The organism is Fodinisporobacter ferrooxydans (genome assembly GCF_022818495.1).
Lineage (GTDB): Bacteria > Bacillota > Bacilli > Tumebacillales > MYW30-H2 > Fodinisporobacter > Fodinisporobacter ferrooxydans.
The window spans coordinates 3,410,882-3,425,430 of record NZ_CP089291.1 but is presented as its reverse complement, the minus strand read 5'-3'; the positions used below and the strand labels follow the sequence as shown (position 1 = coordinate 3,425,430).

Annotated in this window: 14 protein-coding genes and 1 riboswitch; of the genes, 8 read left to right on the top strand and 6 right to left on the bottom strand. The window is 44.7% G+C overall.

What is annotated here, in order from left to right; genetic code table 11:
* Positions 1-213: 213 nt before the first annotated feature.
* On the top strand, positions 214-336 hold the full coding sequence (locus LSG31_RS16465) for a hypothetical protein (RefSeq protein ID WP_347436147.1): 123 nt from the start codon (positions 214-216) through the stop codon (positions 334-336).
* A gap of 46 nt (positions 337-382) precedes the next feature.
* Here LSG31_RS16465 and trxB read toward each other — a convergent pair whose 3' ends face one another.
* The 4 genes from trxB to aceB form a co-directional block, all read right to left on the bottom strand.
* The gene (gene trxB / locus LSG31_RS16460; RefSeq protein WP_347436146.1) at positions 383-1,333 is read right to left on the bottom strand and encodes a thioredoxin-disulfide reductase; all 951 of its coding nucleotides are present in this window, start codon (positions 1,331-1,333) and stop codon (positions 383-385) included.
* Between the two features lie 132 nt (positions 1,334-1,465).
* Positions 1,466-2,773 carry a DRTGG domain-containing protein gene (locus LSG31_RS16455; protein WP_347436145.1) on the bottom strand — a complete coding sequence of 436 codons (1,308 nt, stop codon included), beginning with the start codon at positions 2,771-2,773 and terminating at the stop codon, positions 1,466-1,468.
* A gap of 201 nt (positions 2,774-2,974) precedes the next feature.
* Positions 2,975-4,267 (bottom strand): isocitrate lyase, encoded by a 1,293-nt coding sequence (gene aceA / locus LSG31_RS16450; protein ID WP_347436144.1) that lies wholly within the window; start codon positions 4,265-4,267, stop codon positions 2,975-2,977.
* Between the two features lie 73 nt (positions 4,268-4,340).
* Complete coding sequence (gene aceB, locus LSG31_RS16445) at positions 4,341-5,942, bottom strand: malate synthase A (protein WP_347436143.1); 1,602 nt, start codon at positions 5,940-5,942, stop codon at positions 4,341-4,343.
* A gap of 243 nt (positions 5,943-6,185) precedes the next feature.
* Here aceB and yhfH point away from each other — a divergent pair, with 243 nt between their 5' ends.
* From yhfH to LSG31_RS16420, 5 genes are all read left to right on the top strand, one after another.
* Positions 6,186-6,317 (top strand): protein YhfH, encoded by a 132-nt coding sequence (yhfH, locus tag LSG31_RS16440; protein WP_347436142.1) that lies wholly within the window; start codon positions 6,186-6,188, stop codon positions 6,315-6,317.
* Positions 6,318-6,669: 352 nt separating this feature from the next.
* Complete coding sequence (locus LSG31_RS16435) at positions 6,670-7,632, top strand: DMT family transporter (protein ID WP_347436141.1); 963 nt, start codon at positions 6,670-6,672, stop codon at positions 7,630-7,632.
* A 200-nt stretch (positions 7,633-7,832) separates the two neighbouring features.
* Positions 7,833-8,216, top strand: coding sequence for a hypothetical protein (locus LSG31_RS16430; protein WP_347436140.1), 384 nt, complete (start codon positions 7,833-7,835; stop codon positions 8,214-8,216).
* Between the two features lie 101 nt (positions 8,217-8,317).
* A complete protein-coding gene (locus LSG31_RS16425; RefSeq protein WP_347436139.1) occupies positions 8,318-9,091 on the top strand; it encodes a Cof-type HAD-IIB family hydrolase in 774 nt (257 codons plus the stop codon).
* Between the two features lie 174 nt (positions 9,092-9,265).
* Positions 9,266-9,397, top strand: a riboswitch (cyclic di-AMP (ydaO/yuaA leader).
* Complete coding sequence (locus tag LSG31_RS16420; protein ID WP_347436138.1) at positions 9,396-10,241, top strand: C40 family peptidase; 846 nt, start codon at positions 9,396-9,398, stop codon at positions 10,239-10,241. It overlaps the preceding riboswitch by 2 nt.
* A gap of 103 nt (positions 10,242-10,344) precedes the next feature.
* Here the strand turns inward: LSG31_RS16420 and ltaE are convergent, their stop codons facing one another.
* Both ltaE and LSG31_RS16410 read right to left on the bottom strand, forming a co-directional pair.
* Entirely contained in the window at positions 10,345-11,376 is a 1,032-nt protein-coding gene (ltaE, locus tag LSG31_RS16415; RefSeq protein ID WP_347436137.1) for a low-specificity L-threonine aldolase, read from the bottom strand.
* 41 nt (positions 11,377-11,417) lie between these two features.
* Entirely contained in the window at positions 11,418-11,912 is a 495-nt protein-coding gene (locus tag LSG31_RS16410) for a hypothetical protein (protein WP_347436136.1), read from the bottom strand.
* A 324-nt stretch (positions 11,913-12,236) separates the two neighbouring features.
* On the opposite strand from LSG31_RS16410, the gene pckA reads away from it, so the two are divergent.
* Together pckA and LSG31_RS16400 are read left to right on the top strand one after the other, a co-directional pair.
* Positions 12,237-13,805 carry a phosphoenolpyruvate carboxykinase (ATP) gene (gene pckA, locus LSG31_RS16405; RefSeq protein ID WP_347439540.1) on the top strand — a complete coding sequence of 523 codons (1,569 nt, stop codon included), beginning with the start codon at positions 12,237-12,239 and terminating at the stop codon, positions 13,803-13,805.
* A 285-nt stretch (positions 13,806-14,090) separates the two neighbouring features.
* Positions 14,091-14,519, top strand: a complete 429-nt coding sequence (locus LSG31_RS16400; protein WP_347436135.1) for an Hsp20/alpha crystallin family protein — start codon at positions 14,091-14,093, stop codon at positions 14,517-14,519.
* Positions 14,520-14,549 lie beyond the last annotated feature (30 nt).

Genomic DNA, 14,549 nt, shown 5'->3' with positions numbered 1-14,549 from the left:
TCCCGCTCATATTGTAATGTAGACTTTGGTTAACAAGGAGGTTTTACTATGTACGGTACATTTGGATATTACACACAGTGGGCAGTTGTTTTCCTGATCATCTTCGTACTCTTCTTCTTGCTTGTACCCGGATACGGTGCAGCCGGCTACTAATGAATTCCACAAAAGACTATGAGTTAGGAATGATGTGATTCACGTAAGGGGGGTAGACGTATGGTCGACGGATGCTTCGGTGCTTTCACTCGTTGGGCGGTCGTGTTTTTGATTATCTTCGTATTGTTCTTCTTGCTTGTACCTGGATATACTCAAGTATGCAAAACAGTCCCGGTCTATTAAGAATGGAAAGCAGGGGGAACACGCGGTTCCCCCTCAACAATACTCTTTACGACAAGGATTTGCTCCAATCCATTGCTCCTTGTCCTTCCAAAAACCGTTCACATTCCAATGCTGCCATACAACCGCTGCCTGCTGCAGTAACCGCCTGCCGATAGATATGATCTTGCACGTCTCCACACGCAAAAACCCCGGGTATGTTCGTCTCTGTCGTTCCCGGCTTGACTTTGATATACCCAAGTTCATCCGTATCGAGTTGACCCTTTAAAAACTCCGTATTCGGTTTATGGCCGATGGCGACGAAGATTCCATCTGTAGGGATTATTTCTTCTTTGCCCGTCTCGTTGTTTGTCACTTTTAAACCGGTTACCCGATTGTTTTCAGCAACGACTTCCAGCGGCGCAACATTGAGACTCCAATGAATTTTTTCATTCTTTTGAGCCCTGTCTTGCATAATTTTCGATGCGCGCAATTCATTGCGGCGATGGACAAGCTGCACTTCAGACGCAAAGCGCGTCAAAAAATTCGCTTCCTCCATGGCTGAGTCGCCGCCGCCTACTACGATCACCTTTTTGCCGCGGAAAAAGAATCCGTCACAAGTAGCGCATGCACTAACGCCTCTCCCCATATTCTCCGTTTCACCCGGGATTCCCAGCAATTTTGCTGAAGCTCCGGTCGATATCACCAAACTCTCTGCTTGCATATCACCTTGTTCTTCTACAGACACTGTGAACGGACGCTTGGAAAGATCCACATCTGTTACCCATCCCCGCATAAATTCAGCACCGAAACGCTCTGCTTGTTTACGCATATTTTCCATTAATTCCGGCCCCATAATTCCATCTGGAAAACCTGGGAAATTTTCCACTTCAGTAGTGATCGTAAGCTGTCCACCCGGCTGATTCCCTTCGATCACTAATGGCTGCATATTGGCACGGGCCAAATAAATCGCCGCTGTCAAACCGGCAGGACCTGTTCCTAGAATGATGACCTTGCGCATTGTGTTCCCTCCACATCTGGACTTTTTCTATTCTTGCAAATCTGCTTCTACAAATCTGCCCTTAGTTTAACCAAATTTCTCGCAGTATGTCTGTATTCTGCATTACAGTTTAAAACGGATAACAACAGGTAATTACAAACGCGACGATGTTTGGGCTGTCACTAACGCTTTGCCGACGATTTCTTCCTGATGCAGGATTTCTACTTCTACTTTGCCAAATGTTCGGCCAATATCGAGTACATGCGCTTGTACACGGATAAAGCTTCCTGCCATCACCGGTTTTATAAAGTAGATGGACGTACTTTCGACAATCATATCGGTCGTCTTTAATCGCCGCAATACCCGAATCACCGCAGCTTCAATCAGCAGCATCATCGTTCCGGAACTGAGGCTGCCCAGCCGGTTTGTCATCTGAGGTGTAACTTCTCCCATTAAACAAATCCCGCGATCGTCTGTTCGCTCTTCTTCAAACCCTTTTAACGCATAATCCTCCATCGTTTCTGTCATATGCGGCTGTTTTTGACTGATCTGAATGCCCTTGATCACATCTTGGCGGCTGATGACGCCAACGAGTTTCTGTTTATCCACGACAGGCAAAAGCTCAAACCCTTCCCATACCATGAGATTGGCGGCTGCAGCAACGGATGTGTGGATGGAAACCGTATGCGGATGCGGCGTCATCACGGAAGAAACCGGTGTGTCCATGGCAGCCCCGGTCATATCCCGAGGTGATACCATGCCAATCACCCGCAGTTCTTCATCCACAACCGGAAAACGGGAATGGCCTGTATGTTCCAACAAGCTATGCCAGTCCTTCACCAAATGATCTTCTTTCAAAAACGCGGGCGTTTGTGTTGCAATAATATCCTCAACCAGCAATACATCTTTTTTTACCATCCGGTCATATATCGCCTGGTTAATTAAGGAAGCTACCGTAAATGTATCGTATGAAGAGGAAATAACCGGCAATTGCAATTGATCCGCCAATTCTTTTACATCGTCGTTGATATTAAAGCCGCCGGTAACCAAAACAGCCGCTCCATGCTCCAATGACATACGCTGCACTTGCATTCGGTTGCCTACGATGAGCAAACTGTCATGATCTATGTATTTCGGAATTGCCTCCAATTGCATGGCAGCTATGACAAATTTGTAAAGCGTTTTATGTAATCCGTTATGTCCGCCAAGTACTGTACCATCGACAATATTGACAACTTCGGCAAATGTCAGCCGTTCAATTTTTTTCTGCTGATTTTCAATTCGGATCGTACCGACTCGTTCAATCGTGCTGACGATTCCCCGCGTCTCTGCTTCTTTTAGTGCACGATACGCAGTCCCTTCGCTGACGTCCAGGATTTTTGCAATTTGCCGAACCGATATTTTTTCGCCGACTTCCAGAGCTTCGATATATTGCAGAATTTGCTCATGTTTGGTAAGCATCGAACGTTCTCCTCCCACCCCAAACCAATCCTTATTATTATACCTGAACGCCACATGTAAGTAAAAAAAGCATTCCTTCCATTCGATGTGACGGAAGAAATGCTGCTCCATTGCGGAGGCGATTCGTATGGGGTTTGGAGGATACTGCGAAACTTGCTAAACGTATGAAACAAACGTATGAGACAAACCGATTGATCAATCTTACGATACAGTCGTAAATTGTTCTTCCTCGGTTGAACCGGTAAGCGCTGTGGTGGAAGAAGCTCCGCCTGAAACAGCCAATGACACTTGATCAAAATATCCGGTTCCCACTTCACGTTGATGCTTGGTGGCTGTATATCCGTATGGTTCGCTGGCAAACTCCGCCTGCTGCAGTTCCGAATAGGCTCCCATGCCACGGTCTTTGTAATTGCGCGCCAGTTCAAACATGCTGTGATTGAGCGCATGGAATCCGGCAAGTGTGACAAATTGGAATTTGTATCCCATCTCGCCAAGCTGCACTTGGAACGTTTCAATTTCTTCCTGACTCAACTTCCGTTTCCAGTTAAAGGATGGCGAACAATTGTATGCCAACAGCTTACCCGGAAATTTTGCATGAATCTCTTCAGCAAACCGGCGGGCTTCCTCAATATTTGGCTCGGATGTCTCACACCAGATCAGATCTGCATAAGGGGCATAAGACAACCCACGAGCAATCGCCGCATCCAGTCCGCCGCGCATCCGGAAAAATCCTTCCGCGGTCCGCTCGCCTGTCAAAAATTCCCGATCCCTTGTGTCGATGTCACTCGTAATCAGATGTGCGCCATTGGCATCCGTACGTGCAATGATAACGGTTGGCACACCCATTACGTCAGCGGCGAAACGGGCCGATGTGAGATTTCGGATCGCTTGCGAAGTAGGAATTAATACTTTCCCTCCCATATGACCGCATTTTTTCTCAGATGCCAGTTGATCTTCGAAATGCACGCCTGCTGCGCCCGCTTCAATCATGCTTTTCATCAGTTCAAACACGTTTAACGGTCCGCCAAATCCCGCTTCCGCATCTGCAACAATCGGTGCAAACCAGTACGTATCGGAATTGCCTTCCATATGATCGATTTGATCTGCCCGTTGAAACGCTTGGTTGATCCGCTTTACTACATGCGGTACGCTATTGGCCGGATATAAGCTTTGGTCCGGGTACATTTGACCTGAGAGGTTGGCATCTGCCGCTACTTGCCAACCGCTCAGATAGATGGCTTGCAAGCCTGCTTTTACTTGCTGCACTGCCTGATTCCCCGTCAATGCACCGAGCGCCTTGATATGATGTTCTGTATGAAGCAAGTTCCAAAGGCGTTCTGCGCCCAAACGTGCGAGAGTATGTTCGATGGAAATGGAGCCGCGCAACCGAATCACATCTTCCGCCGAGTAGTTTCTTGTGATCCCTTGAAAACGCTCTGTTTTCCACTCTTGCTCCAGTTTTTGTGCCGCTTCTTTCCGTGATTCTTGTTTCATTTGTCTCTCCTCCTCAAATTTTAACCATCATTTCATAGTTTCGATTGATAGTTTTTTTACATAACCTTTGTATTTAATGCAAATGGTTATAACCGTCTAATGTAAGAAATGGCGGAAACACATCATCGAGTGTCAGTTTTGCAAACAACTCGGTCGCAAGTCGAAATTGCCCCTGTTCAAAATTTTTGTGTCCGATCAAATCTTTGATCGTTTGCAATTCTTCTTGCAAGATTGTTTGAAATAACTCTACAGTCACCTTTCTGCCATCATCCAAAATGCCTTTGGGGTGACGTATCCACTGCCAGACTTGAGCACGGGAGATCTCGGCCGTTGCGGCATCTTCCATCAGATTATATAGAGGTACGGCGCCGAATCCCCGCAGCCAAGCTTCGATATATTGAATCCCAACGCGTATGTTGGTTCGTAAACCTTTTTCCGTAATAGCACCTTGCGGCACTTCAAGCAGCTGTTCCGCCGTAATCTCCAGATCGTTCAACGTTTTGTCCAGTTGATTGGGGCCTTTCATCCATTCATCAAACACTTCCATCGCTACCGGAACCAATCCCGGATGTGCGACCCATGTGCCGTCATGGCCGTCTTGCGCCTCCCGTTCCTTATCCATGCGTACTTTTCGGAACGCTTCTTCATTGGCGGCCGGATTGTTCTTGACGGGAATTTGCGCAGCCATTCCACCGATCGCATAGGCGTTGCGGCGATGACATGTTTTGATGGTCAATAAGGAATATGCCCGCATAAATGGCACAGTCATCGTGACAAGCGCCCGATCCGGCACGATACACTCCGGCAAGTTGCGAAACTTTTTGATGTAACTGAAAATATAGTCCCAACGTCCGCAGTTCAAGCCTGCCATGTGTTCACGCAACTCATATAAAATTTCATCCATTTCGAAAGTTGCCAGTATTGTTTCGATCAATACGGTTGCTTTAATCGTTCCGACTGGAATTTGCAACATCTCTTGCGCAAACACAAACACATCGTTCCAGAGCCTTGCTTCCAGATGGCTTTCCAATTTTGGCAAATAAAAATAGGGTCCACTGGAGTTTTCAAGGAGTTGATGTGCATTATGAAATATGTAAAGCCCAAAATCGACGAGACTTCCAGACAACGGTTTTCCATCGAGCAATAGATGTTTTTCTTCCAAATGCCATCCCCGCGGACGAACGATCAATGTCGCTACCGTATCTTTTAACGCGTATTGCTTGCCTTCCGTACTTACGTACGATAGCGTTTTCCGAATGGCATCACGCATATTGATTTGTCCCTGAATCGTATTGCTCCATGTGGGCGAATTCGCATCCTCAAAATCTGCCATAAAAACCTTGGCACCGGAGTTTAGGGCGTTGATCACCATTTTCCGATCACTGGCAGGACCGGTGATTTCCACGCGCCTGTCTTTGAGATCTTCTGGAATTGCTCCTACCTTCCAGTCGCTGTTGCGAATCAACTGTGTTTCCGGAAGGAATCCCGGGAGCTTGCCAGCGTCAATTTCCCTTTGGCGTTCTTCTCTGCACCGTAAAAGTTCTTTCCGTCTTTCACCGAAGTTGCATTCCAGCAACTCGAGGAATTGCAATGCTTCCGGCGTCAGAATCTCAGCAAAACCCGGTAACAGCGGCCCGATGACTTGCATGTTTCTGGACTGTGTCTCAATACTCATGGCTGCTCTCCTCTCCTTTTTCCAACTGTTCTTTGAATACGATCATTCTGATATATAACAGTTTGTGTTTTGATTATACTATTAGATAACAGATTTGAAAACCCCCTTTTTTCTCAAAAACAAAAATTTTTTCCTTTCGTCACACTCGATTTACAAATGATTAAAATTTTCTCTTCACAAACTGTTATATTACAGATATAATAACAATATATTGTTATATAATAATTAAAGGAGGAACTACAGATGAATATGACAAGAAGACCGAATCAAGAGCTGCCAAAAAAATTGTGTGTAGAATGCGGAAAGGAAATCGAGGAGCAGGTAGAATCTCTCCACCATGAATGCGAACGCTGTGTAAGCAAATATGAAGAATAGGAGTAAAACAAGAAACTGAATGGTGCAGCATTTGATTCAACATTCGTTTTCCGGATTTTGACCTCTAAGCCCGCAATCCCGGTTTAGAGGTTTTATTTTTTTCCTAGAGGTTTTATTTTTCCCTAAAGGAAGGATTTCACAAAATTCGGAAAGGTAGTAAAATGGATCTGTTCGATTTGAAATGCAAAATCGAATCAGGTGTTTTCGCAGAAAGGAGCACAGGCCGATGCGTATTCGCTTTGAAAACGACGTTCCCAGCCTCCGCCGGCATTAGAAACGGAGGAATCGGGCGGAAAGCTGCTCCTCCGTTTCGGGACTTTACCATTCCAATCCCATCATCGGAGGGCTTACTATGTCAAAAATCAATCATCAATGGGTCGGAGCATTGTTTTTATTTCTTGCCGCAAGCATCTGGGGAGGAATGTATGTCATAAGCAAATATGTACTGCAATACATTCCGCCATTTACATTATTATGGATGCGGTACTGTATCGCTTGGGTCGTTTTATATGGAGTTTTGCGAACCAAACAACAGCGATCGCCAAAGCGGTTTCAGAAAGCGGATTGGTACATGTTTGCCAAGATTGGTTTTATCGGTTATTTTTTATCGGTCGGTGCTCAATTTATCGGCACGAAACTTTCCGATGCACATACAGGTGCTCTGATAACAGCAGCATCTCCCGTTTTCACATTGATCTTTGCTCGCATGGTATTAAAAGAGCATCTATCGATACAGAAAATTGTATCCCTTGTACTGACGAATATCGGCATGTGGATTGTAATCGGAGTGCCGGGACAAGGACAAAGCACACTATTGGGAAATTTGTTTCTCGTCGCGGCTGCTGTCACTTGGGCGCTGCTTTCCGTGTTTGCCAAACAAGCATCTGAGCGGCACTCTGCCTTGGTTGTCACAACATACTCCTTATTGTTTGCCATCTTCATGACAACGCCAGTTATGGTTTGGGAGAATTTGCATTCGTTTTCTTTCTATCTTCTTGCAAAACCGTCGATGTTCGCCGGCATTCTGTATTTGGGGATCGTATCCACTGCTGTTGCGTTTTTTTGTTGGAACAAAGGCCTGGAATATATGGATGCAAGCATTGGCTCTTTATTTATTTTTTTCCAAACGTTGGTCGGTGCTGTCCTTGGATGGTTTTTTTTGCACGAACATTTGGATTGGAGTTTTCTTCTGGGAGGTTTATGCATTGTGGCAGGAGTTGGGCTTGTCACCAGAAAGCAATCGGATGTATCGGTTGCCTCCGAGGTGCCGGTTGTCTCCGAGGTGAACGTTGATTCGGAGATGAATATGGAATAAAGCCGAACCTTGGCGCTTTATCTGTATTCGAGACGTATCCGAGACTGATCCCTGACGGAAAGATACTCCGGCTTCTATCGGCTTCTGCGAGATGGCTTTGTTGAATCTTTCGATTTGACAAAGCCGTTTTAAAATTGTTCATGAATCAAAAAAGGAAATCTATGTTATACTGACAAAAATGATAGAAAGGTGGTTTTAAGATGGATGGAAAAATGTTGATTGATCAAATGAGCAGTATTGTACGAATGATTGTAAAAGAAAGTGAAGAACGAATTCAACAAATGTTGAAAGAAAGCGAAGAAAGGATTCATCATCGATTGGATGCAATTGAGGAGCGCCTGGATCAAGTGGAAGCACGACTGGACAGAGTGGAAGCAAGGTTGGATCAAGTGGAAGAACGTTTGAGCCAAGTGGAAGCAAGGTTGGATCAAGTGGAAGAACGATTGAATATAATGGAAGAAGATATCAGGGAACTAAAAATAGACATGTCCGGATACTTTTTTCTGCTGGAAAAGCGTACAGATCGTCATACCGTCCGAATTGAGCGGTTAGAAGACCAGGTTGAAATACTAAAAAAACAGTAGCACCAAAAACAGCAGCAATGAATTTTCTCCATTGCCTATTGACGGATTCACCTCTCTTTGAGTACTCTACCAATGAATATCAAAGATAAAGGAGTTTCCGAATGGCATATAAAATTGTCTTTTTTGACATCGATGGAACCCTCGTCAATCATGAAAAACAAATCCCGGAAGACACAAAATGGGCGGTACAGCAACTGCAGAAACAAGGAGTCCTGACAGCAATTGCGACAGGCAGAGCCCCCTTTCATTTGGCTGCGATTGCAAAACAATTAAATATCGATACATTTGTCAGTTTTAATGGTTCTTTTGTAGTATACAAAGGAAAAACCATCTTTGAAAACCCTTTACATTCCCAAAAATTGCAAGATCTTCAGACATATGCAACAAATCTCAATCATCCACTGGTATTTTTAGATCACCAGCAATGCTTTGCAAATGCAAACAAACATTCACACATTGAACAATCCTTCCAGGATTTGCGCGTACCGTCTCCTTTGTATAAAAACCCGGATTTTAATACAAATATATATCAGGCGCTTCTGTATTGCCAAAAACACGAAGAAGTCCACTATAATGGCAAGTTTGGGGATTTTGCTTTTATCCGCTGGCACAAATTCTCGATGGACGTTTTACCGAGCAACGGCTCAAAAGCGATCGGCATAAAAAAATTATTAGAACACATCGGCCTGTCGAAAGAAGAGACGATCGCCTTCGGTGATGGGCTAAATGATCGTGAAATGCTGTCGTACGTGGGTCTAGGGATTGCGATGGGAAATGCAAAGCCGGAAGTTCAACAATATGCGAAATTCGTCACGCGTTCCGTTGACGGTGGCGGGATTCGTTACGGGCTGCAAACGGCAGGTTTGATTTCGTAGCCAAAAGCAGACAAGGAAAACGCGCAAATACAACCAAGAAAACTTGCAAATACATGTAATAAAAATATTTGTAATAAAAAGGAAATCAAACCTTAAAGGAATTTTAAGATTTTTGTCGAATCTTACGTATTGCGCACATTCGTCTAACATTTGAAGATTGTGTAGTATTTTTCGTATAGGTATATGCCGAATCCACATCCGTTGGAACGGGGGATATTTTTTGGGGTGAATTGTACGCTTGACGTACATAGGGTTTCCTCAACCCGAATCCGTCAACTAACCTCGCAGGCATAAGGAGGAACATTTGAAAAAGTTTGTTACAACTCTCATGACTGTGGGAGTCCTGTCTGTCTGTTCTGTTTTTGGCACACAAGCATTTGCCGCAACAAATGTCCAAAACGTCGTTCAATTCCCGGATGCGAAACCGTTTATCGATCAACAAAATCACACACAAGTTCCAATACGGTTCATTTCCCAGTCATTGGGATATCACGTCCGTTGGCAAAGCAAAGGACAACAAATTCAGGTCATCATGAACGATGGATCAAAACAAGTCGTGCTCGAAACAGACCAGCCCTTCGCCTATGTGAACGGAGTGCAAACGTCTCTGGACAGCAATCCTGTCATCAAAGACAACCGCACATATGTTCCATTGCGGTTTGTTGCCGAAGCATTCGGCTCAAACGTTCAGTGGAATCCAAGTGATCAAACAGCAATGATCACATCTGACTCGAAACATCTATTGGTTCCCGTACCCGCTGCTCCCTCCGCCAAACCTGTGGATGAATCGGTGTTAAAAGCAGATCAGATGATTCAGTTTTCCGAAAAATATCTGGGAACGCCGTATGTGTTTGGCGGGACAAGCACATCCGGATTTGACTGTTCAGGGTTTATACAATTTGTCTTTTCACAAAATGGCATGCAATTACCGCGAACAGCCGCACAAATGTTTCAATTGGGCACGCCTGTTTCCGAACTGCAACCGGGTGATTTGGTATTTTTCTCAACATATGCCCCCGGAGCCTCACACGTAGGCATTTATATTGGAAATCGCCAATTTATTTCGGCGACCACTTCCCGCGGGGTTTCCATTTCCAGCCTTGATAATCCCTATTGGAGTCCGCGTTATATCGGTGCAAAACGGTTATAACGAGAACTCAAAAAAATCCGTCTCGCCGCATGTTGTTGTGACTCCGGCGAGACGGACTTTTTTGTGTGCCAGTATGCGTTTTGTGGACCAGGATGCTTTTGATCTATTGTGAAAAGATGTTGTTCATTCGATGAATCGCTGTTTCGATATCCTGTTGGCCAATATCCTTGTGTGTGACAAGGCGGATACACGTCGGACCAAAACTGGTTGCAAGGATGCCCTCGTTTTTCAATGCTACTACGCATTCGTCCGCTGAACGGCCGGTTTTTGCAACATCAAAAATCACGATATTTGTCTCTATATGTTCAGGGCGAATCGTGATGCCTTTCATTTCCGCCAAAGCATATGCGAGCTGTTTGGCATGCGCATGATCTTCCGCCAACCGTTCCACCATTTCCGTCAGCGCGAGAATTCCGGGCGCTGCGATCACACCCGCTTGCCGCATGCCGCCGCCCAACCGTTTGCGCCATTTTCTCGCTTTTGCGATCCATACTTTCGGTCCCGCCAAAATCGAGCCGACAGGTGCCCCCAGACCTTTCGACAAACAAATTTGAACGGTGTCTACATGTTCGGCAATCGCCCGCACATCCACGCCTAATGCAACGGCTGCATTAAACAATCGCGCGCCATCCATATGTACAGCAACATGCCGCCGCTTTGCCAAATCGTATAAAACAGCCATATAAGAGAGCGGCAAGACAGCGCCGCCAGCACGGTTATGAGTGTTTTCCAGACATAACAAGGCTGTGGCCGGAAAGTGGATATCTTCCCCGCGAATGGCTGCTTCCACCAGTTTCGGCTCCATGGCGCCGCGGATTCCCGGAATCGTTCTCGTCTGAACACCTGCTAAAGCGGCAACTGCGCCAGCTTCATAATAAAAAATATGGGATTCCGCTTCCAACAAAATTTCTTGCCCGGGAGCAGTATGTGTCAAAACGGCGATTTGATTGCCTTGCGTGCCGCTAGTCACGAACAGGGCGGCTTCCTTTCCGAGCATGTCGGCGGCCAATTCTTCCAAGCGATTGACTGTGGGGTCTTCCTTGTAGACATCATCCCCGACTTCCGCGTCAGCCATTGCTTTGCGCATGGCTGCCGTTGGTTTTGTTACGGTATCACTTCTGAGATCAATCAACATATTGTTCAAAACTCCTGTTCGCTGGATAAAATGTTCGATTCTCAATGTCCAAGTTGTTGTTGTTCAATGTCCCTTTTTACCTGTTCTCCCAAATCATTTATATTGATTTCCACTTTATGTCCATTGAAATATACAGTTGCAGTCGGATCTCCCTTTTTCCCGATAATTTTCAGATGTGTCGTTTGGATCTCATAGGACCCGTCGGGATGAAACGTGTATTTCGCTTCTTTCCATTCCTTTTGGATGGCAGCTTGAATCGATTGTTTCAAACTGTCGTCAACAGTCGAAGACACTTGCTTCCCCCACTGTGTAATCTTTGCCGGCGGAACATGAAAAAAGAAAACCAAAACAAAACATACGATCGCTGCAATGACTGCAATTCGGAAGATTGCGCGAAAAAATATCCGTAAAACGAATAGGAGAATCAGACATATGGCCACCAATACCCAATAATCTTTTAACAGTCCGAAGATTTGTGACAGAACCGCTTCCCCCTTGCTTATACCATTCGCTTTCAAAAGACTAAAATGAAGCATTTCTATTATACGTTTTACATATAGCAAACAGCAAATTCTATGAAAAGTCTTTGAGAAAAATTAATATGTCATACTATTCTTTGCAAAACTGAGATACTTCGGAGGTTTTTCAAGAACTAGTCATAAAATACGGTGGCAAAATTCACTATTTTCGAGTATTATTACTGTATCACATTTATAATATTCTGTTTTATTCTTCATAATGTGTCATACTATTTTACGTTGTGTTCATCGCATTGAATCAATTCGAAATTTATTATTTTCAAATGAAAGGATTTGAATCTCTTGCAAACTGCTCATCCTCACAATCTTTTACTAGATTCCATGATCCGCGAACATCCATTGCAAGTCCACCGCAACATATCCGTTGCAGAGCTTGTGGAATATGCGATTCGCCGCCATGAAGGAATTCTTGCCGACACTGGCGCGTTTTGTGTAGAAACAGGAAAATACACGGGAAGATCGCCGAAAGATAAATTTTTGGTCGATGAGCCAAGTGTGCATGAACATATTGCCTGGGGAGATGTAAACAAGCCGATTTCTGTTGAACAATTCAATTCCATATACGCGCGAGTGCAGGAGTATATCAAAGACAAAGAATTATTCATATTTGATGGATTTGCGGGAGCCGATGCGGCATACCGCCTGCCAATCCGCATCGTAAATGAATTTGCCTGGCAAAATCTATTTGTCCGTCAATTGTTTATCCGGCCTACGACCGCAGAATTGAATGCTCATATTCCACAATTTACAGTCATAGCTGTTCCTGATTTTCAAGCAAATCCAGCGGTAGATGGAACACATTCCGAAACATTTATTATCGTATCCTTTGAAAAGCGCGTCGTTTTGATCGGCGGAACACATTATGCCGGCGAGATGAAGAAATCGATCTTTACTGTCATGAATTATATTTTGCCCATGCAAAATGTTTTATCGATGCATTGTTCGGCAAATATGGGTGATTCAGGGAAAGTCGCATTATTTTTTGGACTATCCGGCACTGGAAAAACCACCTTGTCCGCCGATCCAAAACGATCTCTCATCGGAGATGACGAACACGCTTGGTCCGATCATGGCGTGTTCAATATAGAAGGCGGGTGTTATGCAAAATGTATCCATCTAAAAAAAGAAAGTGAACCGCAAATCTGGAATGCCATCCAATTCGGAACGGTACTCGAAAATGTAGTTCTCGAACCAGTTTCACGAACGGCAGATTTTGATTCTGCCAAATTGACGGAAAATACGCGTGCCGCTTATCCCTTAACCTGCATTGACGGCGCGGTGATTCCGTCTGTAGGCGGCACTCCCGATGTGATTGTATTCCTGACCGCCGACGCATTCGGCGTATTGCCGCCAATTGCAAAATTAAATGAGAATCAGGCAATGTTCTATTTTTTGTCCGGATATACATCAAAACTCGCCGGAACGGAGCGTGGCGTAACAGAACCGGAAGCCACATTTTCCACTTGCTTCGGGTCGCCGTTCTTGCCTTTAGAACCGGTCGTTTACGCAAATATGCTAAAAGAAAAGATTCAAAAGCATCAAGTGGATGTCTATCTCGTCAACACCGGCTGGACAGGCGGACCGTACGGAATTGGCGAGCGTATGAAATTGTCGTATACACGTGCCATGGTAACTGCTGCCACAGAAGGAATTTTGGCGAAGGCCAGCTATATTGAAGAACCCTATTTTGGCCTGTCGATACCAGAAACTGTGGAGGGCGTGCCAACCGAATTGTTAAATCCCGCAAGCACCTGGAAAGATCAAGACGCTTATGCGCAAGCTGCATCCGGTTTGGCAGAACGATTTATAAAGAATTTCAGCCGCTTCTCTTCTGTTCCGCAAGAAATAAAAGAAGCCGGCCCAAAACAAGCGCAAAATATTGCATTCTAGGTCTCGAGATTTTTCTTTTTCAATATTGCATCTACACATACACCTGATCTCCCTTCTCAACATACATTAATGGTAAACATTCTCTTTACGTTTTACTTTATGTGTGTGTTCAAAAAGTGGTTAAGTAAGACACAAGGAGTGCAAAGCCGAAGCACGAAAAGGCGACGGAGTGTACGTGTTTGGTACATGAGTAAGCCTTTGGGGGATTCGGCAAAGCAATCCGCCGTGGAGTTTTGACTACTTTTTGAACATCCTCTTTATGAAAAGGAAGAGAAGGGATCGGTTATGGATCGGAATAAGGATATAAAAAAATGGGACCCTTTTATCAATACCCAATCGTCTTACGATTTTTTGTTGCAGGATATCGAAAAATGGCTGCATCCTCAATTTTGGGAATCCTTTTTCCAACAATTCAATCAGCAATTACAAGTTCATGATGCACAAGATGCGGTTTATATCACGGTTCAATTACATGGAATTCAGAATCCGGAAGATATCCAAACACAATTGCGCGGCAATGTGTTGTATGTAAAGCGAATTGTCGAACAGGGAGTAAAGAAACATTTCGATTCTGGAGCTGTTTGGAAAACAAGTTATCAACATTTCGAGCGTACCGTTCCTTTACCGGAGGCTGTAGATTGGGAAAATCGAAACATTTTTGTGCAAAACGGAATCTGGGTGATGCAGCTCCCGAAACGAAATTCCAGTCAATGAATGAAAACACGCATGAAAACAGGCAAAGGG